The organism is Verrucomicrobiia bacterium (genome assembly GCA_026414565.1).
In the GTDB taxonomy this organism is placed as follows: Bacteria; Verrucomicrobiota; Verrucomicrobiia; order Limisphaerales; family Fontisphaeraceae; genus Fontisphaera.
Genome location: JAOAIT010000038.1, coordinates 117,136 through 138,896, shown reverse-complemented (window position 1 = coordinate 138,896; position 21,761 = coordinate 117,136). Strand labels below are relative to the sequence as shown.

General features: G+C 62.5%; 21 protein-coding genes. 7 read left to right on the top strand and 14 right to left on the bottom strand.

What is annotated here, in order from left to right:
- Nucleotides 1-66: 66 nt before the first annotated feature.
- The 3 genes from N3J91_09130 to htpG all read right to left on the bottom strand — a co-directional run bounded on the left by N3J91_09130 (nt 67) and on the right by htpG (nt 3,826).
- Complete coding sequence (locus N3J91_09130; protein ID MCX8156594.1) at nt 67-1,080, bottom strand: DUF1080 domain-containing protein; 1,014 nt, start codon at nt 1,078-1,080, stop codon at nt 67-69.
- Nucleotides 1,081-1,131: 51 nt separating this feature from the next.
- Nucleotides 1,132-1,806, bottom strand: a complete 675-nt coding sequence (locus N3J91_09125; GenBank protein ID MCX8156593.1) for a DUF1080 domain-containing protein — start codon at nt 1,804-1,806, stop codon at nt 1,132-1,134.
- Nucleotides 1,807-1,987: 181 nt separating this feature from the next.
- Nucleotides 1,988-3,826 carry a molecular chaperone HtpG gene (htpG, locus tag N3J91_09120; GenBank protein ID MCX8156592.1) on the bottom strand — a complete coding sequence of 613 codons (1,839 nt, stop codon included), beginning with the start codon at nt 3,824-3,826 and terminating at the stop codon, nt 1,988-1,990.
- Nucleotides 3,827-3,979: 153 nt separating this feature from the next.
- Here htpG and N3J91_09115 point away from each other — a divergent pair, with 153 nt between their 5' ends.
- The 5 genes from N3J91_09115 to N3J91_09095 all read left to right on the top strand — a co-directional run bounded on the left by N3J91_09115 (nt 3,980) and on the right by N3J91_09095 (nt 8,245).
- Nucleotides 3,980-5,107, top strand: a complete 1,128-nt coding sequence (locus N3J91_09115) for a glycosyltransferase family 4 protein (protein ID MCX8156591.1) — start codon at nt 3,980-3,982, stop codon at nt 5,105-5,107.
- Nucleotides 5,104-6,195, top strand: coding sequence for a glycosyltransferase family 4 protein (locus N3J91_09110; protein ID MCX8156590.1), 1,092 nt, complete (start codon nt 5,104-5,106; stop codon nt 6,193-6,195). Before N3J91_09115 ends, N3J91_09110 begins: the two co-directional genes overlap by 4 nt.
- Nucleotides 6,192-6,959: a glycosyltransferase family 2 protein gene (locus N3J91_09105; protein MCX8156589.1), complete on the top strand. Its 768-nt coding sequence runs from the start codon at nt 6,192-6,194 to the stop codon at nt 6,957-6,959. The genes N3J91_09110 and N3J91_09105 overlap by 4 nt, the downstream gene beginning before the upstream one ends.
- 61 nt (nt 6,960-7,020) lie before the next feature.
- Nucleotides 7,021-7,542, top strand: coding sequence for a peroxiredoxin (locus tag N3J91_09100; GenBank protein ID MCX8156588.1), 522 nt, complete (start codon nt 7,021-7,023; stop codon nt 7,540-7,542).
- 85 nt (nt 7,543-7,627) lie between these two features.
- On the top strand, nt 7,628-8,245 hold the full coding sequence (locus tag N3J91_09095) for a Fe-Mn family superoxide dismutase (protein MCX8156587.1): 618 nt from the start codon (nt 7,628-7,630) through the stop codon (nt 8,243-8,245).
- Nucleotides 8,246-8,427: 182 nt separating this feature from the next.
- Here N3J91_09095 and N3J91_09090 read toward each other — a convergent pair whose 3' ends face one another.
- From N3J91_09090 to N3J91_09080, 3 genes are all read right to left on the bottom strand, one after another.
- Nucleotides 8,428-9,537 carry a 3-isopropylmalate dehydrogenase gene (locus N3J91_09090; protein ID MCX8156586.1) on the bottom strand — a complete coding sequence of 370 codons (1,110 nt, stop codon included), beginning with the start codon at nt 9,535-9,537 and terminating at the stop codon, nt 8,428-8,430.
- A gap of 131 nt (nt 9,538-9,668) precedes the next feature.
- Nucleotides 9,669-10,454 carry a GTP cyclohydrolase FolE2 gene (gene folE2, locus N3J91_09085; GenBank protein ID MCX8156585.1) on the bottom strand — a complete coding sequence of 262 codons (786 nt, stop codon included), beginning with the start codon at nt 10,452-10,454 and terminating at the stop codon, nt 9,669-9,671.
- Nucleotides 10,455-10,606: 152 nt separating this feature from the next.
- Nucleotides 10,607-11,011, bottom strand: a complete 405-nt coding sequence (locus N3J91_09080; GenBank protein MCX8156584.1) for a cereblon family protein — start codon at nt 11,009-11,011, stop codon at nt 10,607-10,609.
- Between the two features lie 215 nt (nt 11,012-11,226).
- Here N3J91_09080 and N3J91_09075 point away from each other — a divergent pair, with 215 nt between their 5' ends.
- A complete protein-coding gene (locus N3J91_09075; GenBank protein MCX8156583.1) occupies nt 11,227-11,604 on the top strand; it encodes a sulfite exporter TauE/SafE family protein in 378 nt (125 codons plus the stop codon).
- Here N3J91_09075 and N3J91_09070 read toward each other — a convergent pair.
- From N3J91_09070 to lnt, 6 genes are all read right to left on the bottom strand, one after another.
- Entirely contained in the window at nt 11,597-12,886 is a 1,290-nt protein-coding gene (locus N3J91_09070; GenBank protein MCX8156582.1) for a mechanosensitive ion channel family protein, read from the bottom strand. The two genes, N3J91_09075 and N3J91_09070, sit on opposite strands and share 8 nt — an antisense overlap.
- Before the next feature lie 152 nt (nt 12,887-13,038).
- Complete coding sequence (gene ribD, locus N3J91_09065; GenBank protein ID MCX8156581.1) at nt 13,039-14,178, bottom strand: bifunctional diaminohydroxyphosphoribosylaminopyrimidine deaminase/5-amino-6-(5-phosphoribosylamino)uracil reductase RibD; 1,140 nt, start codon at nt 14,176-14,178, stop codon at nt 13,039-13,041.
- Nucleotides 14,179-14,194: 16 nt separating this feature from the next.
- Complete coding sequence (gene ftsY, locus N3J91_09060) at nt 14,195-15,109, bottom strand: signal recognition particle-docking protein FtsY (GenBank protein ID MCX8156580.1); 915 nt, start codon at nt 15,107-15,109, stop codon at nt 14,195-14,197.
- Between the two features lie 53 nt (nt 15,110-15,162).
- The gene (locus N3J91_09055; GenBank protein MCX8156579.1) at nt 15,163-16,008 is read right to left on the bottom strand and encodes a PHP domain-containing protein; all 846 of its coding nucleotides are present in this window, start codon (nt 16,006-16,008) and stop codon (nt 15,163-15,165) included.
- A gap of 34 nt (nt 16,009-16,042) precedes the next feature.
- Complete coding sequence (gene nusB / locus N3J91_09050; GenBank protein MCX8156578.1) at nt 16,043-16,567, bottom strand: transcription antitermination factor NusB; 525 nt, start codon at nt 16,565-16,567, stop codon at nt 16,043-16,045.
- A gap of 81 nt (nt 16,568-16,648) precedes the next feature.
- Nucleotides 16,649-18,349 carry an apolipoprotein N-acyltransferase gene (gene lnt, locus N3J91_09045; GenBank protein MCX8156577.1) on the bottom strand — a complete coding sequence of 567 codons (1,701 nt, stop codon included), beginning with the start codon at nt 18,347-18,349 and terminating at the stop codon, nt 16,649-16,651.
- Nucleotides 18,350-18,521: 172 nt separating this feature from the next.
- On the opposite strand from lnt, the gene trpS reads away from it, so the two are divergent.
- Entirely contained in the window at nt 18,522-19,493 is a 972-nt protein-coding gene (gene trpS, locus N3J91_09040) for a tryptophan--tRNA ligase (protein MCX8156576.1), read from the top strand.
- On the opposite strand, the gene N3J91_09035 is transcribed toward trpS, so the two are convergent.
- Both N3J91_09035 and gap read right to left on the bottom strand, forming a co-directional pair.
- A complete protein-coding gene (locus tag N3J91_09035) occupies nt 19,494-20,489 on the bottom strand; it encodes an NADPH:quinone reductase (GenBank protein ID MCX8156575.1) in 996 nt (331 codons plus the stop codon).
- 142 nt (nt 20,490-20,631) lie between these two features.
- Nucleotides 20,632-21,696 (bottom strand): type I glyceraldehyde-3-phosphate dehydrogenase, encoded by a 1,065-nt coding sequence (gene gap / locus N3J91_09030; GenBank protein MCX8156574.1) that lies wholly within the window; start codon nt 21,694-21,696, stop codon nt 20,632-20,634.
- Between the last annotated feature and the right edge of the window lie 65 nt (nt 21,697-21,761).

Sequence of the window (21,761 nt, the reverse complement as noted above, 5' to 3'; positions counted from 1 at the left end):
TGGTGGGTGGTGATTGAGTAACCACCACCCACCGGCTGTGTTGTCCAAATTTTTAAGAGACCGGGATTATTTGAGGATGGGCGTCAGCACGATGTTCCGGTACTCCGCCTTGGTGTGATCGCCCTGCAGGTAGATCGGGCCGGGGCGAAATTCATCTGACCACAGCGCCCCGCCGGTGCAACCGAGCAGCGGCTCGTTATCAATAATCTTCTGGCCGTTGAGGATCACCGTGACGTGCCGGTTCACCAGCGTGATGTCCAGCGTCTGCCACTCGCCCGGCGGCCGTTCTGCGGCCACCTTGGGCGTGATGCGGCTGTAAATGGCGCCCATGTTGTGCGAGTCCACCGGCCGGCCGTAGGTCTCGGCCACCTGCACCTCGTAGATGCCGCGCAGGTAAATGCCGCTGTTGCCGCCTTTCTCCACCATGACCTCCAGCGTCAGGCGGAAGTCCTCAAATTCCTGCACGGTGCGGAGGTTGCCATAATTCTTATGCGGCTGGCCCTCCACTTGCACCGGGTTGTTGATGAGCTTGCCGTCCACCACGCTCCATCCGTTGTCCTTGCCGTGGATGAGTTGCCAGCCAGTCAAATCCTTGCCGTTGAACAGCCGGATGGGCTGCCCGAATTTCAGCTTGGCCAAATCCGGTTTGGGCGGCAGGGGCGGGATGCGTTTGCCGGTGAACGCCGAGGGGCTGCTCACCTTGCCGTTGGGTTCCTGCCGGACGATGCTTAAATCCATCTGGTCCCCTTTGACCTTGGCGGTGATGGTTTCCACGCTTTTTTCCGTGACATTCTGGCCGGTGTTGGGGTCTTTGCGACGGCGCTCATAGACCCGCGTCAGCACCAGGGCGTCACCCTCCAGCCTGGTGCTGGTCACCGGCACCACACTGCCGCCGCCCCAGAGGATGGAGGATTTCAACTGTCCCTGCTCTTCCACCACGCCCAGCCAGCCGGCGCCGCCGCCGGGGATGGTCAAGGCCCAGCGGCCCAGGAAAGGATTCTCGGCCGCCGCAGCGAACCAGAGAGATCCCGCCAACAAACCCACAGCCAGAAGACTGCGGCCGTTAATAAGTTGAGGCATGCGTTTCATGATGGTTTTTCTTAAAGGGTCGTAGTGCTCCCGGCAGGGGGCTTAAAATTCCTTCAGGCGGATGTTTCGCCACATGACTTTCAAACCCGACTCCTTGTGCCCGTGCACTTGCAGAGCGATAAATCCTTTGGGGGTCATGCTGTCCTGCAAATCCGCCGCAGGCACGCCGTTGATCCAGGTCTTGATCGAGCTGCCCTGGCAAAGGATGCGATAATGATTCCAGTCGTTGGTTTTGAAGGCCTTGCGTGCCTCGGGTTTGTCCTTGAGATCCTGCAGCCAGCCCCGGCGGCCTTCATCATAGATTCCTCCGCTCCACGCGCGCGCCGAGGGATCCACTTCCACCTGATAACCATGCACCCGCTTGGCGGGGATTTTGAGGGTCTTGCCCTGCCATTCCACCGTGGTGTCCTTGTCAAAACACTGGGAGCGAATCTGGATGCCGGAATTGAGCCGGGGATCCACTTTCAGCTCCAGCTCCAGCTCAAAGTCGCCGTATTCCTTTTCGGTGCAGAGGAAGCTGTTGGGCGTGCCGGCCACCGTGGTGCCCTCAATCACCCCGTCCTTCACTTCATAAAGGGCCTTGCCGCCGCGCTGCACCCAGCCCTTGAGCGTCTGGCCGTCAAACAAGGAGACCCACGGGCCGTTTTGCGCCGCTGCCAGAGCCAGCACACCCGCCGCCACCCCCACCAGAATCGCCAACCCATTCCGTCTTTGCATAACCATAATACCCTGTTGTTGCACGCTGTAGTTCGACTGTTCGCCTGACATTATCCCGCCCCACTGCGCACGGCAAGGGCGCTGCGAGGCAGCGGCGTTCCTTGTTAATGGACGCCGCCGCCCCGCCGCTCATTCATCCGCCGCCTAGACGCCTTGAAGAAGGGGCGCAGGGAGGTGTGACTCATTTTGGCCCCAGCGTTTTCTCCAGCAACTGATTCAGGCGTTGCAGCATGGCCGCCGGCTCTTCCAACAAACCTGCCGCAATGCGCGCATTGTCCAGAAGCTGGCGCGCCACCAGCTCCGCCAGCGCCGCATCCTGGCGGCGCAATTCATTCAGCCGACGCACCAGCGGATGCCGCGGGTTGAGCTCCAGGTTGAGTTTTGGCGCCCCGCCCTCCTCCTGGTGCATGGCCCGCAACAAGCGGCGCATGGTCGAAGTCACCAGCCGCGCCGGGTCCACCACAGCCGCCGGGCTGTCCACCAGGCGGGCGGACATCTCCACCTTTTCCACTTCCTCGCCCAGCACCTGCTTGCACCATTCCGCCAGCTCCCTGCCTTCGGCTTCGCTCAAAGCCTCGCCCGCCGGCGGGGGCGTTTCCAGCGCCAAACTGGCCTTTTCTGCGGAGACCAGGGTCTTGCCCTCAAACTCCCGCAGATGGTCCAGCACCAATTCATCCCAGGGATCATAGAGGAACAACACCTCACGCTGCCGGGCCTTGAAGACCTCAAAGTACGGGCTGGCCTCCGCCGCCTTGCGGGAGGCGGCCCCCAGAAAGTAGATCTCTTTCTGGTCCTGCGGCATGCGTTTCACGTAATCCGCCAGCGCGGTGGTCTCGCCGGCCGCAAGGGCTGACGATTCAAACCGCAGCAGCCGCCCCAGGGCCGGCTGATGCTCATGGTCCGTCACCACGCCTTCCTTGAGGAAACGCTGGTAGGTTGCATAAAATTCCTTGTACCGCTCCGGCTCTTTCTCCGCCAGTTCTTCCAGGAACTTCAGGAAGCGGCCGGTGAGGACCCTCCCCAGCTTTTTCATCAGGGCGGTGTCCTGCATGGACTCCCGCGAGATGTGCAGCGGCAGGTCCTCGCTGTCCACCACCCCCCGCAAAAACCGCAGCCACTCGGGCAGCAGCTCCCGGGGTTTGCTCTGGATGAGCACTTTTTTGCAGTACAAATGCACACCCGGCTCGGTGCGGCCCAGACCCAGAACCTCCCAATTGTGTTTGGGCACAAACAATAGCGCCTGGATGGCCAGCGGCGCGTCGGCCGTGAAGTGCAGCCGCAGCAGCGGCGCGTCGAAATCGTGCGCCACAAATTTGTAGAACTCGGTATATTCCTCCTCCTTGATCTCGTTTTTCTGCCGGCTCCAGAGTGCCTGGATGGTGTTGATGCGTTTGCCGTTCAGCTCGATGGGATACTGGATGAAATTCGAGTAGCGCTTGATGAGGCGCTCGATTTCGTCCGGCTTCGCGAAGCCCCGGGCATCCTCCTTCAGGTGCAGCGTGATGGCGGTGCCGCGGGGCAAATCGGCCACCGGCTCCAGCTCGTAGCCTTGCGCCCCTTCACTGGCCCATTGCCACCCGGTTTCCTGGGGACGCCAGGAGCGGGTGCGGACCACCACCTTGCCGGCCACCATGAAGGCCGAATAAAAGCCCACGCCAAACTGGCCGATGAGGTGGGTGTCGGCCTGCTTCTCGCGCGCCAGTTGCTGCAGGAAGGCGCGGGTGCCGGAATGCGCAATGGTGCCCAGGTTTTCCACCAGCTCAGCCTGGGTCATGCCATCGCCTGTGTCCGTGATGGTGACCGTGCCCGCCTTTTCATCGGTCTCGATGCGGATGCCCAGGGGAAGCTCCGGTTGATGCAGGGCCTCCCCGGAGGTCTGGATAAACCGCAGCCGCTCGCAGGCATCGGCCGCGTTGGAGATCAGCTCCCGCAGAAAAATCTCGCGGTCGGTGTACAACGAATGAATCACTATATCCAGCAACTGCTGGATTTCCGCCTGAAATTGATGTTTCTCGCTCATATCCCTCAACTCCTTCCTTAGACCGTTGTTCCCTCAAGTTTCCCACAATAAGCCAAAAAGGCCTCCCTGCGTCAAGGGAGGCCCTCCCCCCGCAGCCGCCGGGCAGGTTTGACTTTGATTTCACGGCGGCGCCGGCTAAAACTGGCGGCGCACATGCCGACGACGGCGTCATCCACTACCGTACACCGCCCCTGGCGCATTGCCCATTCCGAGGTCTCGCTGGGCTGGGGCGGCCAGGAGCATCGCGTGCTGGCGGAATTGACCGGCTTTGCCCGCCGCGGCGCGCAGGTGTGGCTCCTGGCGCCGCCGGAAAGCTGCCTCTACTGCCGCGCCCGGGAGGCCGGGATTCCGGTGGTCCCGCTGCGCTTGTCGCGGCTGGCGTTTCCCTGGCGGGCCATACAGTGGGCGCGATGGCTCAAAGCAAACCGCATCGAGGTGCTCAACCCCCACAGCTCCCGCGACGGCTGGCTGCTGGGCATCGCCGGCCGGCTGGCGCGGGTCCCGTTCATCGTGCGCACCCGCCACATTGACGTGGACTATCCCCATGCCTGGCTGAGCCGCCATGCTTTCACCACGCTGGCGGACCACGTGCTGACCACCAGCGAAAAGATCGCGGCGCATTTTCGCGCCTTGTTTGACCTGCCGGCGGAGCGGGTCACCACCATTCCCACCGGCATCGATGTGCAACGGTTTTCGCCTGCAGGCCCCAAAGCCGCCCTGATCCCGGCGGCGACAACTCCGCCATTGGTGGGCATGGTTTCCGTGCTGCGCTCCTGGAAAGGCCACGCCACCTTCCTGCAGGCCGCCCGGCAACTGGTGGACGCCGGGTTCCCCGCCCGTTTTGTCATCGTGGGCGAAGGCCCCATTCGTTACCAAATTGAGGCGCAAATCGCCGAATTACAGTTGCAACAGCAGGTGGTGCTGACCGGCCATCGCGAGGACGTGCCCGAGGTGTTGCGGGCCCTGGACGTGCTGGTGATCGCCTCCACCCGGCATGAAGGCGTGCCGCAAATCGGCCTGCAGGCCCTGGCCTGTGAGACGCCGGTCATTGGCAGCGATGTCGGCGGCACGCCGGAGATCATCCGGCCCGGTGAAACCGGCCGCATCTTTCCGGCCGGTAACGCGGCGGCGCTGGCGCAGGCCATTCGTGAGACCCTGGCCCAGCCCGAGATCACCCGCGCCATGTGCCGGCGCGGGCGGGAGATGGTGGTGAAACACCACAGCCTCGAGCACATGCTCGACCAACTGGAGCAGCTTTATCAGCGTCATCTGCCCGGATGAAACTGGCCCTCATACGCCGTCAGTTTGCCGCCACCGGCGGAGCCGAGCTGTACACGCAGCGGCTCTGCCAGGCGCTGGGGGCCGCCGGGCACGAAGTGCATCTTTACGCCGAGCGCTGGCCTGCCTCCCCCGAGGAAAAGGGCCGCTTCATCATTCATCCGGTGGAGGTGGGGGGTGGGCGCGCCGAACGCCCCCTGCGTTTTGCCCGGGCGGTGCAGGCCGCCCTGGCCCGGGAAAACTACGACTGCGTGTTCAGCCTCGAGCGCACGTTGCGGCAGGATGTATATCGTGCCGGCGACGGCGTGCACCGCGTCTGGCTGGAGCGGCGCCGGGCGATGGCGCCCTGGTGGAAGCGCTGGTGGATTGGCCGCAGCGCCTTTCACCGGCGCCTGCTCGCCCTGGAAGAGGATGTCTTCAACCCGCAAAATACCGGCCGGGTGATCGTCAATTCCGACATGGTGCGGCAGGAGATTCTGGCGCATTTCGCTTTTCCTGACAACCGCATCCACCTGATCCGCAACGGCGTGGAAGTGCATCGCTTTCAACGCGGCGATCGGGCGCGTTTCCGCCAACAGTGGCAGCTTCCAGCAGATGCCTTTGTGCTGCTCTTCGCCGGCTCGGGCTGGGAGCGCAAAGGCTTGCAATGGGTGTTGGAAGCGTTTGCCTGCGCCCGCCGCCAGCACTGGCGGCTGGTGGTGGCCGGCAAAGGGCGGGTGCCGTGGCCGTCCCCTCGGCAAGTGGTGTTCACGGGGCCGCTGGCCGATTTGGAGCACGCCTATGCCGGCGCAGATGTTTTTGTGCTGCCCCCCCTTTATGAGCCCTCGGCCAACGTCATCTTTGAAGCGCTGGCCGCCGGCCTCCCCGTGATCACCTCCCGCTGGAATGGCGCGGCAGAAATCGTGGAGGAGGGCCGCACCGGCACGGTGTTGCCGCGCTCCGATGATGTGGCCGGGCTGGCCCGGGCGATGACGCACTGGGCTGAGCGCCGGATTCGCGTGCAAGTGGAAGCCTCCCGGCTCAGTCTGGAGACCAATGTGCAACACACGCTCGCCGTGCTGATGCAGGCCGCCCAAGAACGCCCCGCATGAAAATCTCGCTCTGCATCATCACCCTGAATGAGGAGGCCAACCTGCCGCGATGCCTCGCCAGCAGTGCCGGGCTGGTGGAGGAAATTGTCATTGTGGACTCCGGCAGCACCGATCGCACGGAGCACATTGCCCGGCAATATGGGGCCCATTGGGTGCCCCACGCGTGGCTGGGATATGTTGGCCAGAAAAACCTGGCGCTTTCCCTGGCCGGCTCACCGTGGGTCATGAGCCTGGATGCCGACGAAGCCCTTTCGCCCCGGCTGGCGGAGGAAATCCGCGCCCTGAAAACTGGCGAGCCGCCGCCCGCTGTGGCGGGATATGACATGCCGCGCTGCGTGTATTACGAGGGCCGCTGGATTCGGCACGGGGATTGGTACCCGGACCGGCTGGTGCGGCTGTTTCGCAAGGAGCGCGCCCGCTTCGTGGGGGGGCAGGTGCATGAGCGCCTGGAAGTCGAGGGGGAGGTGCGGCACCTGCAGGGAGACCTTTATCATTACTCCTTCAAAGACGCCGCCGATCATCGTGCCCGCGGCGAGCATTACGCCCGCTTGTGGGCGGAGTCCCAGCGCGCCGCCGGCCGCACCGCTGGACCGTTGGCGCCCTATTATCATGCCGCTTTCCGCTGGTTGCGCGGTTACCTCCTGCGCGCCGGTTTCCTTGACGGCCCCCAGGGCTGGCGCATCGCCGCGCTCTGCGCCCGGGAAACTTTCCTCAAATATCAGATGTTGCGAAAGTTGGCCCGTTCCGGCCGGGACCAGTTTTGACCTCGGGGCAAGTTAAGCTACCTTGCCCGGTCGGACTGGAGTGAAACTGTCTTAATCAGCCATGAAAAAATGGATCGTCTCAGTGTTCTCGGCCGGGCTGGCCGCCGCTGCCGTGCTCGCCGCCGAGGCCCCCCTGAAAGTGGGCGATCTGGCGCCTGCAGTGGTGGGCAAGGATCACCAGGGCAAAGAATGGAAGCTGGCCGATCACCTCAAACAAGGCCCTGTCTTGCTATATTTTTATCCTAAAGACAATACCCCCGGCTGCACCCGTCAGGCTTGCGGGCTGCGCGATCGGATGCCCGACTTGCAAAAAGCCGGCGTCACCGTGGTGGGGGTAAGCTTCGACTCCGCCGAAAGTCATCAAAAATTCATGGCGGATCACCAGCTCAATTTCACCCTGTTGACCGATCCCGAGGGCAAAATTGCGGATGCCTTTGGCGCACGCATTCCCGGCCAGAAAATGGCGCGGCGCGTAAGTTTCCTGATCAGCCGGGACGGAGTGATCCGGCACATCACTGACACGCCCAAGGCGGAAACGCATCTGGAGGAAATGACCGCCGCCGTGCAGGCACTGAAAAAGTGACGTTCCGGGCCTTGCGCCCACCGCCAACGCATCTATATTGCAACGGAGAGAAGTTAAACAGGACTTAAACAAACGAAAACAACCTATGGCTTATCAATACCCCAACAAACAGGAAATGCTGCTGGCCAAAGTCAAAGGCAAAACCGGCAAGATTTCCGATAAAACCCACGAAGAACACCTCAAGCTCTACACGGGCTATGTGAACAAAACCAACGCCATCCTGAAGGAGCTGGAGGCGCTGGCCGCCACCCTGGATCCGGCCAACCCGGCCCATGCCAATCAGATTTACAGCGAGATTCGCTCCCGGAAGGTGGACCTGACCTTTGCTCTGGGCGGGGTCATCAATCATGAGATTTATTTCATGAACCTCGGCGGCAAGGGCGGTGAACCCACCGGCAAGGTGGCGGAGCTGATCCGGCAGAGCTTCGGCAGTTTTGAGGCTTTCAAGAAAGACCTCAAGGCCACCGGCATCGCCGCCCGCGGCTGGGTGTGGACCGGCTACGATCCGAAGACCGGCCTCCTGTTCAATTACATCGGCGACGCGCAAAACACCTTCCCCGTGTGGGGCGTGAAGCCCATCCTGGCCCTCGACGTGTACGAACACGCCTATTATGCCGACTTCTACACCGCCCGTGCGGCGTACATTGACGAGTTCATGAACTACATTGACTGGGACAATGTGAACGCCAACCTCGGCTTGTAAGCCGGGAAAGGCCCCCACTTTTTAGCCCACGCCCGCCGCTCCGGCGGGCGTTTTTTTGTGCAGCCCCCAGGCGGCAATTCTGGGCGCGATGAGATAAACCTGGTTTGCCTCCCTCTCTTGTAAAGAAACAAAAAGGCCGTCCCCGCCGGGGACGGCCTCTAGTGGGAAATGAACTGAGGCGCTTAGATGGCGCCGGCCACCAGATCGCCAACTTCCGTGGTGCTGTAGCCCATGCGGCCGGCGGCCAGGCTCTTGAGCTTCTCGCGCACCACCTTGATGACGGCGGCCTCAATGGCCGCAGCGGCCCTGGTTTCGCCCAGGAAATCCAGCATCATCTGCCCCGCGCAAATGGCAGCCAGGGGGTTGATGACATTCATGCCGGTGTATTTGGGGGCGCTGCCGCCAATCGGTTCAAACATGCTTGTGCCCTGCGGATTGATATTGCCGCCGGCGGCAATGCCCATGCCGCCCTGGATCATGGCGCCCAGATCGGTGATGATGTCGCCAAACATGTTGTCCGTGACAATCACATCAAACCACTCCGGATTCTTGACAAACCACATGGTCGTGGCGTCCACGTGGGTGTAATCGCGCTTGACCTTCGGGTATTCCCGGCCCACCTCGTGGAAGGCGCGCTCCCACAAATCGAAGGCGTAGGTGAGCACGTTGGTCTTGCCGCACAAGGTAAGCTGCGCGGTCTTGCCCTCCTTCACCTCCTCGTGTTTGAGGCCACGCCACGGCTGACCGCCGCGGCGTTTCAGCGCGTAATCAAAGGCAAACCGCAGGCAGCGCTCCACGCCGCGCCGGGTGTTGATGCTTTCCTGCACCGCAATTTCATTGGGGGTGCCTTTGAACACAAAACCGCCCGCGCCGGTGTACAAGCCTTCGTTGTTCTCGCGCACCACCACAAAATCAATGTCCTCCGGCTTCTTGTCCTTCAAGGGGCAGAAGCGCTCGTCGTACAGCTTGACGGGGCGCAGGTTGATGTATTGCTCCAGTTCAAAACGAGTGCGCAACAAAATCCCCTTCTCCAGAATGCCCGGCTTCACCCCCGGATGCCCGATGGCGCCCAGCAAAATCGCAGGAAACTGCCGCAGCTCCGCCAGCACGCTGTCAGGCAGCACTTCGCCGGTTTTGAGGTAGCGCTCGCCGCCGATGTCGTAGTAGGTGTAATTCAACTTGAGGTTGAACTTGGGCGCGGCGGCATCCAACACCTTGATGGCCTCGCGCACGACTTCCGGCCCGGTGCCATCACCACCAATTACTGCGATATTATAGGTTTTTTGACTCATAAATAGCTTGTTGCTGCCGTTGTCCCCGGCAAGGGAGGTTTATGGTAGGCCAAGTGTGGGCTTTGGCAAACGCTATTTTGCCCGGCCTTCAACAAAAATTGGCAAGCCGGCGGAGGGGGAACGGGCGTGGCTCAGCCCTTTTCGATGCACGCGTAGGCGTTGTGGTTGTGGATGCTCTCGTAATTTTCCGCCTCCACCTTGTACCAGGTGATTTCCTGGCGGGCATTGAGCCGCACCACCACATTGCGCACCAGATCCTCCACAAACACCGGGTTTTCGTAGGCCCGCTCCGTCACCGCCTTCTCGTCCTGGCGCTTGAGCAGCGCGTACAATTCCGAGCTGGCGGACTGCTCCACCATTTCAATCACATCCTCAATCCATACCGTGGCGGTGGAGCGCAGGGCGACGGTGACCAGGCCACGCTGATTGTGCGCGCCGTATTGACTGATGGCCTTGGAACAGGGGCACAACGTCGTCACCGGCACCTTCACCGTCAGCACGAAATCAATCTCCTTGCCGCACGCCGCCGCGTCAAATCGCGCGGTGTAGTCCATCACCCCCGGCAGGCCGGAGACCGGGGCGCGCTTGACCATGAAGTAGGGAAATTCCATTTCCAAATGGGCCGTTTCGGCGTGGAGCCGCTTCTGCATGGCGTAGAGAATGTCCGGGATGTTTTCGACGTGCACCACGCTGCCGTGGGCATTGAGCACCTCGATGAAGCGGCTCATGTGGGTGCCCTTAAACTCCTTGGGCAGGTCCACAAACATCCCAATGGTGGCGATGGTGTTTTGCAAGGTCCGCGCCTTGTCCAACACCTGCACTGGAAACCGCAGGCCGCGCACGCCCACCTTGTCAATCCGCAACTGCCGGTGGTCGCGCTCGCTCTGCTTGTCATGCATGGGCTGCCGGGCTTTCATTTCCATCCCCACAACCGGGGGCGCCGCCGAAATGTCCAATAACTGAATCATGGGCAAAGATAGACATCCGCCCGATTTTTGCAAATGGTTAGACAACCCATGGGTGCCATCGTTGCGTAAATGTCACCCGCGCCGGGGTTCGGCGCGCGCGGCTAGTTGTGCACCAGGGAGGCGCGCACGATCCGCTCCCGGATCAAGGCCACAAACGAGTTCAACCCCGTGTAAAACCAGCCCAAATGACTGCGGCAGCTTCCACACAGGCAGTAGGACCAGGCGCAGCCGGGAAACCAGGTGTGCTGCAGGGTGGGCGTTCCCACGTTCAAACAGCCGCTCACCTGCCCAAAAAGCAAAATGTGAAATCGGATGCCGGAAGGGTTGACAAAAGAATGTTCGGACGCGCCGAAAAAGGTGAAACGATCCCCTTCCCGCGCCACCGGTTGATGGCACATCACGCACAACCACCGGTCGCCGCCCTGCCCCGGGCCGGCAGCCTCCTCCGGGACCGTGCGGGAGGCCGTCTCTTCCACGGTGCCCACAATCGTTTCGTCTTCCGCCATGGTAGATGATGCAAATCCGGCAGGCTGCCTGTTTTAATGTAAGCCTCCGCCGGGGTTTTGCAACGGCGGCTGAGCGCACTCCGAGGGGGTGAAAGGGGGCCGCCAGCCCGCCTTGCCTAAGCGAGCCGGGCAGGCAGTCTGGGGCTGCCATGGTAAGCCAAGGGTGGCGGATTTTGCGGTTGCGGGCAGTGGCGGCTCAGGGCATACAGCAGCCTATGCAATATTTAGCGGCAGGCCTGATCGGGCTGGTGACCGGCATCATCAGCGGGATGTTTGGCGTGGGCGGCGGCATCATCATGGTGCCGGCCATGCTGTTCTTTCTCAGCCCGCCGATCCGGGACATCAAACAGGCCATCGGCACCTCGCTGGTCATCATGATCCCCACGGCCCTGATTGGCGCCTGGCGGCATTACAAACCGGATCCCCTCTTGAGCAACATCCATTGGGGCACGGCATGGATGATCATCCCCACCGCCCTGGTGGGGAGTTACTTCGGTGTGTGGATCGCCCACCAGATGACGGTGGACAACCTCAAGCGCGCCTTTGGCGGCCTGCTGGTGATCATGGGGCTGCGCCTGATCTTCTTCAAGTAACCGCCGCCGGCGTAGGCGGAGGCGGCGGGACGGGTGGAGGCGGCCCCCCGACCTGGTTGAGGTACAGCGTCTGGGTGGGGAAGGCAAACTCGATGCCGGCCGCGTCAAAGCGGCGTTTGACTTCCAGGTTGAGGTGATGCATCCCCTCCACATACTCGCGATAAACCACGCCTTTCCACCAGTGCACCACCAGAATATCCAGCGAGTAGGAGTTGAATTTCTGGAAGGCCACAATCAAATCCGCCGTCATGGGATGCTTGGTATAGACCTCCTTCAGGATATCCGTGGCCAGTTGAATGCGCTCCGGCGGCGTGTTGTAGGTGATGCTGATGTACATCAACGTACGGATGCTGGGCCGGCGCGAGATGTTGGTGATCGTGGCGTTGGCAATGGTTTTGTTGGGCACGGTTATCAGGTGCCCGTCCAGGTTGCGGACGCGCGTGCTGCGCAGGCCGATCGTCTCAACGTTCCCATCAATGCCGTCCATCGTGATGCGGTCTCCGATGCGGAAAGGCTTGTCGGCAAAAATCGAGACCGCGCCGAATAAATTGGCCAGGGTGTCCTGCGCCGCCAGACCGAGGGCGAGGCCGCCGATGGACAGGGAGGCCAGCATGCCGGTGATCTGGAAGTCCAGGTTTTGCGCGGTCACCAGAATCGCCACCAACACGATGAAGACCTTGAGGGTTTTGCGGATGACCGGAAAAAGCTGGGCGTTGAACTCGCGATCCTCCTCCTGCACGCGCTGCTGCAGGTGCCGCATGAACACGTCCACCGCCCGCACCGCCATGTAGGTGATGCTCCAGGCAATGGTCAGCTTCAAGCCCTTGGACAGATATTTGGAAACCCACGCGGGCCAGTCGAAAACATTAAGGCCCACATGCATCAAAATCACAAAGACGATGATCTTGACCGGGCCTTTGAACAGGTCCACCAGCAAATCATCCAGCTTGGTCTCCGTTTTTTCCGTCCACCGCCGCAGCAGTTTCTGAAAGATGAAATCCACCCCCTTGGAGGCCAGCCAAGCCAGGCAGATGTATATCAGCGACGCAAAGTATTTCCACAACGGATGCCCCAAAAAGGGATGGCGCAGCGTTTCGTACTGGTCGAGGCCAAAACTTAGCAGAAAATCCCGATTCACCCCCAGCTTGCTGCTCAACGCATCGAGGGTGTCGCTGGTGTGCTCCGCGGCCGCCACGGTGTTGGTGGCGGCCGGCGCCGGATTGGTGGCCGTCTGGGCGGCGGCCCATACCGAGGCCACCAGCAAGACCAGTAGAGCCGCCATCAAACTGTGATAAACAACCTTAAAATGCTTCCACATTCGCATAGCCCTCAATAAAGCCATGAAACCCCGCGCACTCAAGTCCTAAAGGTGCTGCCCCAGCAAAGTCGGGCCTGCCTCCCGGCCAAATCTCCTTGCGCGGCTGATTCCCACCGTCACGAAGGGTCCTCCGGGCGGACGGCCACTTCCGCCTCCAGCAACCAGTCCTGCCCCAGCCGCCGCCAACGGCAATGTTTCAAGTGCAGCACCTCATTCCATCCGGCCGCCCCCTGACCCGCCACGGCGCGCCGGGAGGCATGCCCGCCCAAGATGATCGGGGCGTAGAAGAAGGCAACGCGCTGCGCCCACCCTTGCAACAAAAATGCTGCCTGCGTTTCCCCGCCGCCTTCCACCAGCAAGGCGGTGATTTCCATGGCCCCCAGCCGCCGCAAAAGTTGGAGCAAATCAAATCCCTGCGGGGTCAGCGGCATTTCCCAAACCACGGCGCAGGCGGCAAGTTCGGCGAGGCGTTTTTTCGGCGCCTTTGGGCCCACCACCAGGATTGTCTCCGTATGTTCCGCGGGTTGCAGCACCCGCGCCGAGACGGGCGTACGGGCTTGCGGATCTAAAATAATGCGCCGCCAGGGATGCAAACGTCGCCGGAGCTGGGGAGCGCGCAGGGTCAACGCCGGATCATCCGCCAGCACGGTGTTCACCCCCACCACAATCGCATCGTGCGCCGCCCGGAGTTTCATCCCCTGGGCACGCGCTCGTTCGCCCGTAATCCACCGGGACTGGCCGCGAGCATCGGCCAGCTTGCCGTCCAGGGTCATGGCCGCCTTGACGGTGATGGCCGGCGTGCCCTGCACCACCCAGTGATTAAACGCCCAGTTCAAACGCGCGGCCTGCTCTGCGAGCACCGGAGCATCCACCCGGATGCCCGCCTGCCGCAGCACCGCATAGCCGCGGCCGGCGTGAGCGGGGTTGGGATCGGTGGCCGCCACCACCACCCGCCGAATGCCCGCCTGGATGATGGCTTCCGTGCAGGGGGGGGTGCGCCCGGTGGTGCAGCAAGGCTCCAAGGTGACATACAGGGTGGCCCCGCGTGGGGAAAGCCCGGCTTCCCGCGCCGCCTGCAGGGCTTCCACTTCAGCGTGCGGCGCCCCGGCACGATGATGCCAGCCCTGACCCAGAACCCGCCCGCCGCGCACCAGGACCGCTCCCACCATCGGATTGGGGGAGGTGCAGCCGCGTCCCCGCGCTGCGAGCTGCAGCGCGTGGCGCATAAACTTCAAGTCCTCTGGCGTTGGATTCATGCGCCAATCTGTGGCGTCAGCCCTTGATCATGAACAGCGCCTCGGCAAACTGTTGGGGATCAAACGGCTGCAGATCATCCGGTTGTTCGCCCACTCCCACAAACTTCACGGGCAGTCCCAATTCCTTCTGGATGGCCACCACCATGCCGCCTTTGCTGGTGCCATCCAGCTTGGTGACCACCAAACCGGTCACGGGGACGGCTTTGGAAAATTCCCGCGCCTGCAGCAGGGCGTTGGTGCCGGTGCTGCCGTCCAGCACCAGCAGCACTTCGTGCGGGGCACCCTCCATTTTGCGGCCGATGACCCGGTGCACCTTCTGCAGTTCCTGCATCAAATTGTGCCGGGTGTGCTGGCGCCCCGCCGTGTCCACGAAAAGATAATCCATTTTCTGGGCCAGGGCGGCAGTGACGGCGTCATGAGCCACGGCGGCCGGGTCGGCGCCATGGGCGCCGGCAATCACCGGCGCCTGCAGCCGCTGTCCCCACAACTTGAGCTGCTCCACCGCGGCGGCGCGAAAGGTGTCGCAGGCGGCGAGCATCGGACGCAGGTTTTCCTGCTGGACGCGCCAGGCCAGCTTGGCGGCGGTGGTGGTTTTGCCGGTGCCGTTCACGCCCACCAGGGTCACCACCGTGAGGCCGGGCATCCGCTTCAAACCGGGATTGGCGGCGTTCAGACTGGCGGCCACCTCGCGCGCCGCGATGGAGAAAACGTCCACACCGGCACCGCCCTGGGTTTCGTAGGCCTTTTTGACCGCCGCGATGATCTGCTGGGTCATGGCCACGCCCAAATCCGCGCCCAGCAGGGCCGCCTCCAGTTCCTCCAGCGAGCTGCCGGTCAACCGCGGCGAGCCGGTGACGATGCGCTTGATTTCATGAACCAGTTGATCGGTGGTCTTTTTGAGACCGGCCTTGATTTTGTCAAAAAAACCCATGTGTTGTTCCTTCGCGAATCCGTTTGGCGGAGAAAAAACTGGGGCTCCCGCACTCAGACCCCGGCCATGCGCAGGCGGGAGCGGCGCTGGTTGGCCACGGCGCGCATCTCCTCCACGTGGCTGTAGGGCAGCTTGATGGTGCCGATCAGGGGCCGCCCTTTGTTGAAGCCGTGACAATCAGAGCCGCCGGTGATGAGCAGCTCGAGGCGCTCGGCCATCTGCACGTAATGCTCGCTGGTGGCGGGGGAGTGCCGGCTGTGGTAACATTCCAGGCCGTCAAGGCCCGCCTCCACCAGCGGCTCAATGACGTCGTCCGAGCGGTTGAGGCCGGGATGAGCCAGCACCGCCACCCCGCCGGCGCGGTGGATCAACTGAATGGTTTCCAGCGCGCTCATGCGAAATTTCGGCACCCACGCCGGCCGGTTGCGTTTGAGAAACCGCTCAAACGCCTCCTCCTGACTTGCACAGAAACCGGCTTCCACCAGCGCCCGGCCCACGTGCGGGCGGCCCGGCGAACGGCAGTTGGCCAGCTTGAATACCGCCTCGGCCTCCAGGGGAATGCCCAGCTCGTTCAGGCGGCTGACCATCTCGCGGATGCGGTCCTGGCGCACATTTTGGAATTTGCTCATTTCGGCGCGCAGGTGGGGATCGTCGGCCTGCAAAAAGTAACCCAGGATGTGGAGCTCCGCGCCGTCAAGTTCAGCGGTCAGTTCGGTGCCGGAAATGCATTCCATGGCCAGGGCCTGACAGGCCGCAGCCAGGCGGGCGCAGCCCTCCATGGTGTCATGGTCAGTCAACGCCAGCACCGCCAACCCGCGTTGATGGCCTTCCTGAGCCAGTTGCTCGGGGCTGAAGGTGCCATCGGAGAACGCGCTGTGTAGATGCAGATCCGCAAACATGCCTGCGCTTAAATTATCATGGAAAAACGTCCGCTCAATCCTCGCCTCGCCCCGGGCGGGCCATCACCTGCCGGGCGGGACGCAGGATCTCGCCCTTGACCTTGTCCAGAATGCCGTTCACAAACTTGCCGCTGTCCTGCGTGGAGAACTTCTTGGCAATGTCCACCGCCTCATTGATGCTGACCACGGGGGGGATGTCCTCCCGATACAACATCTCGTAGATGGCCAGCCGCATGATGTTGCGGTCCACCGCCGCGATCCGGCGCAAATCCCAATTCTTGCAAAACTTGCGGATGAGCGCGTCGGCCTCGTCCCGATGGGCAATGGCCCCGCGAATCAAGGGATCGGCAAAGGCGCGCACCTCCAGCTCCTCCGCCGTGGGCGGCGGCAGGGGCCGGCTCTCGCCCCACGTCGCCTTGCCATGCTCCTGCTCGAGCAGGGCCTGACGCTGGGATTGCCAAAACAGCTCCAACGCCGCCTCCAGATCGTCCGGCGGGTTCAAGTCATATTGAAACAGGAATTGGACCGCTCGCTCGCGGGCTTCACGTCGCTTGCCCATGCCGCCATTGTGCCTGAAGGCCCCGCGAGGGCAAACGGAAAAACACCCTCTCCCCAACGAGGGTGGGGCCTGGCCCCGGCCTCAATTATGGTGGAGGCTCTGCGCCCGTTGGCGAAGCTGACGCTGGCGGAAAGACCACGCCAACAGCCCCGCGGTGGCCCCCACGCACAGCCAACCCCACCAATCCCCGTAATGATGATACAGGCTGAGGCCGGTGGAGCTTTGCGGAGGCAACGGCACCGTCACCAGATGCCAGCCGGGAGCATAAATGGAGGGCCGGTCCCCCCTTTGAAAGCTTTGCATCTCGCGGATCCGGCCCAGGGCATCCACCCAGCAGGTGCGGCCGTTGTTGGTGCAGCGCACCAACGGCCGGCCGGTCTCCACCGCCCGGAAAACGGCGTTGGCCGCGTGTTGATACTGGGCAGCACTCTCGCGAAACCAGCCGTCATTGGTCAAATTGAGCATTAAATCCGTGTCCTGATGAACCGAGCGCCGCACCAAACCGGCCATGACATCCTCAAAGCATATCAGCATGGCCGCCCGAACGCGCGCACCCCCGGCGGCCGTCAACGGCCACTCGAAGTGAACCGCCTCGCGGCCGGGGGTGAAGCCATCCCCTACCGGCAGCAGACGCTTGAGAAAAGGCAGCCAGCGGGCCAGGGGAGCATACTCGCCAAACATGACCAGATGCCGCTTGGCGTAACGCTCCTTGATCATTCCCTCAGGGGAAATCAAGAAGGCGGCATTGTAGTAATTTATGCGACCGTCCTCCCCCGGTTCGGCGTCATCGCTGCCAATCACCATCCAGACGTTGCTCGCCTGCGCCAGCCCGCGAACCTCCGCCCAGAGGTTCGAGTCATAGCGCAAAAAACCCGGCGCGGCGGCCTCCGGCCAGACCAGCAGGTCGGGACGCGCGCCGAGGGCCTCGCGGGAAAGTTCCAATAAGCGGCGCAGGCGGGTCTCATCTTCGCGGCTGTCCCAGATCAAGGTTTGCGGCACGCTGGGTTGCAACAGGGCCAGCCGCACCACGGGCGCAGCCGGCACGCCCATCTGCCGGGTGCACTCCCGTGCCCCCCAAACCCACACCCCGATCACCACCACCGCCGGAGCCAGCAGCTCGCCCGTCAGCCATCCCCGCCGGCTGGGGAAACGGGCCATGCCGGCCGCCGCAATCACCAGCGCCAGCGAAGTCCACACCATGAGAAATGACAGGCCAGCCACTCCGGTGATTTTGGCCAACTGCACCAGGGGCAGCATGGTGTACTGCGATACGCCCAACTGATTCCAGGGAAAGCCGGTCAACAACCGCCCCCGCAACAGCTCCAGTGCCACCCACCCCATGGCCGCCGCCAGCGTCCATGCCGCCCGCGTCAGCCGGGGCAGCATCAGCAGCCGCGCCAGCCCGCGTTCCCACGGCGCCCCCCCCATCCGGCCCGGCGTGGGCTCGGCTCCCGGCAGCAATCGCCATCCCAGCCAGGTCCACAGGCCTTGATAGATGGCCAGGTAGGCACAGAGCGCCAGCCAGCCCAACACCGGCCAGAACGTCACCGGAATAAACAGCAGCCAGTGAAGTGAAATGGCCCAGAAAACGAAGCCCCCCCAGTAGCCGGTCCAAAAGGCCCCGGAGGGGTTGCACCCCAGTGCTGCCAGCATCAACAGCCCCGGCGCCACCCAGGCCAGCCCGGCCACTTCCGGTCCCGGAAAAGCCACCGCAAGCAACACCCCAGCCAGCCCGGCCTGGAAAACCGGGTGCTGCAGGCCCTTTTTCCACAAGGAGACCACGTCCGCAGAATGCCTTGGTCACGCGGGGGTTGCACGAAAAAATCCGGGGGGGCAGGAACAGGGATGCCACAAGGCAGGAGGCCCCATGGGGTCTGGCCATGGGTAAGGGCCTCCCCCGCTGGCGCCCAACTCGCGCTTGAATCCTGGCCCGCCCTCACTATTGTTTCCCCCCATGCGGATACTTTCGGGCATACAACCGTCCGGCGCACTGCATCTCGGCAATTACTACGGGATGATGAAGCCGGCCATTGAACTGCAGGATCAAGGGCAGGCGTTTTACTTTATCGCCGACTACCACTCCATGACTTCGCTCTTCGATGCCGAGGAGCGGCGGCGCAACACGCTGGATGTGGCCCTGGACTTTCTGGCCTGCGGTTTGGATCCGCAAAAAACCGTGTTTTTCAAACAAAGCGACATCCCGGAGGTGACCGAGCTGACGTGGCTGCTGCACACCGTCACCCCGATGGGCCTGCTCGAGCGATGCCACAGCTACAAGGACAAGATCGCCAAGGGCATCAGCTTCAATCACGGCCTCTTTGCCTATCCGGTCCTCATGGCGGCGGACATTTTAATTTACGATTCCAACCTCGTGCCGGTGGGCAAAGACCAGAAACAACACCTGGAAGTCACCCGGGACATCGCCATCAAGTTCAACGAGCTTTATGGCAAGACCTTCACCCTGCCCGAGCCGATGATCCGCGAGGAAACCGCCGTGGTGCCCGGCATTGACGGCGAGAAGATGAGCAAGAGCTACGGCAACGCCATTGAGATCTTCGGCGATGAAAAAGTGCTCCGCCAGAAAATCATGAGCATCAAAATGGACAGCCGCTCGGTGGCCGAACCCAAGCCCGATGCGGATCAGAATCTGGCCATCCGGCTCATGAAACTGGTGGCTCCGCCCGAAGTGGCCCGGGACTATGAGGAGCGTTTGCGCGCGGGCGGCCTGGGATACGGCGAGCTGAAAAAAGCCCTGTTTGAGCAATACTGGAACGCCTTTGCGCCCGCCCGCCAGCGCCGCGCCGAACTGGTCAAAAATCTGGACTACGTGCGCGAGGTGTTGCGCCAGGGCGCAGAAAAGGCCCGCGCCGAGGCGGCGAAAGTCCTGGCCCGGGCCAAGCACGCCGCCGGCCTGGATTTGCTCTGATCAACCACAGCGAAGCACAATCTTCCCGGCCAGCACGCCCGTTTTGCGCAGGGTGTTTTCCTCCTGCAATCGGTGGGCGTTGGCGGCCTCGGCCAACGGCAGGATCCGGTCAATGCGCGGTTGCAGGCGGCCCTCGGCCAGCCAGCGGTTGATATCCTTGGCGCAAGCCTCCTGCTCTTCCGGTGTGGCGTTGAACATCACAAAGCCAAAGAGGGAGCAGTCTTTCACATAAAAGGGGCCCACCGGGAAGGGAGGCCGCGCCTCGCGGCCCGCCATCACCACCATGCGCCCGCGCTGGGCCAGGCAACTGATGGCGCGATCAAAATCCGGTTCCCGCTGGGTTTCCCACCAGATTTGCACCCCGTTGGGGGCAAACTGGCGGAGGCTCTGAACCACATCTTGCTTCTGGTATTCAATGACATAATCCGCGCCCAACTCCCGGCAGATTTTCGCCTTGGCCTCGGAGCCGGCGGTGGCGATGACGGTGGCGCCGGCGATTTTCGCCATCTGCACCACCATGGAGCCCACGCCGCCGCTGCCGCCATTGACAAACAACGTCTCCCCCGCCCGCAACTGGGCATTGCGAAACAGCCCCAGGTGCGCAGTGATGCCCACCAGGGCCACGGCGGCCAGCGCCTCGTCCTCCACCCCGGCAGGCGCCGGATACAACCAGCATTCATCCACCGCGGCATACTCGGCAAAGGTGCCCTGGCGGCCCAGGAGCCCCTGGTTGCTTCCCCAAACGCGGTCACCGGGGCGGAAACGGCGGACCTGGGAGCCCACGGCTTCGACGACGCCAGCCAGATCGCACCCCAGGATGTAAGGCATGGGCAACGGCATGGGCACCGCGCCCGCGCGCAGGTAAGTATCTATGGGATTGACCGAGACCGCTTTGACCCGCACCAGAACCTGGTGTTCCCGCAGCGCGGGCATGGGCAGCTCGCCCACGCGAATGACTTCGGGAGGCCCCGTCCGTTCAATAAATGCCGCCTTCATTGTGCTGGATTTCATGCGTTTTATTATGCCCGCGTCGGGCCAGGATGCAACTGGCAAACCGGGCCGGAGCCGCCGCCCCCGGCAAAAAAAACCGGCGATTCCTCAGGGAATCGCCGGTCTGAAATGTAGAGGCAACGGCGGCTTACAGGCCCTTGCTGAGGATCAACTTGATGAGGTCCGCCACGCGGCAGCTATAGCCCCATTCATTGTCGTACCAGCTCACGAGCTTGAAGAAGTTCTTGTTCAGCTCGATGCCGGCGCCCGCGTCGAAGATGCTGCTCAGCGGGCTGTGGATGAAGTCGGTGCTCACCACTTCGTCCTCGGTGTAACCCAGGATGCCCTTGAGATAGGTCTCGCTGGCCTTCTTCATGGCAGCGCAAATTTCGGCGTAGCTGGTTTCCTTTACCGTCTTGACGGTGAGGTCCACCACGGAGACGGTGGGCGTCGGCACGCGGAAGGCCATGCCGGTGAGCTTGCCCTTGACCTCCGGCAGCACCAGCGCCACGGCCTTGGCCGCGCCGGTGGTGGAGGGGATGATGTTGATGGCGGCGCTGCGGCCCCCCTTCCAGTCTTTTTTGCTGGGGCCGTCCACCGTCTTCTGGGTGGCGGTGTAGGCATGGATGGTGCTCATCAAGCCCTCGGCCACGCCAAAACCTTCCTTCAGCAGCACATACACCACCGGAGCCAGGCAGTTGGTGGTGCAGGAGGCATTGGAAATAATGTGATGTTTGGCCGGATCATACTTGCTGTCATTCACGCCCAACACCACGGTGATGTCCTCGTTCTTGGCCGGCGCGCTGATGATGACCTTTTTAGCGCCTGCCGTGATGTGGCCGTAGGAGGATTTGGGATTGTCCTTGGCGGCATCGGTGAACAGGCCGGTGGACTCCACCACCAGGTCCACGCCCAACGCTTTCCAGGGCAGCTCGGCCGGGGTTTTGGCGCTGACCACCTTGATCTCCTTGCCGTTCACCAGCAAAATATCGTCCTCCGGCTTGTCCGGGCTGGACTTCTTGGACCCCACCTCTCCTTTGAAAGCCCCTTGCGTCGAATCGTATTTCAACAAATAAGCCAGGTTGTCCGCCGGGACGATATCGCCGACGGCGACCACTTCGACGTCTTTGCCAATCATGCCTTGTTCCGCGATGGCACGGAACACCAACCGGCCGATGCGGCCGAAACCATTGATCGCGATTTTGGTAGCCATAATTATTTCAAGTTCACGTGTTGCGCCGGGCGGCCTCGCCCGCTTAAGAAATCGCATTGTTAGCG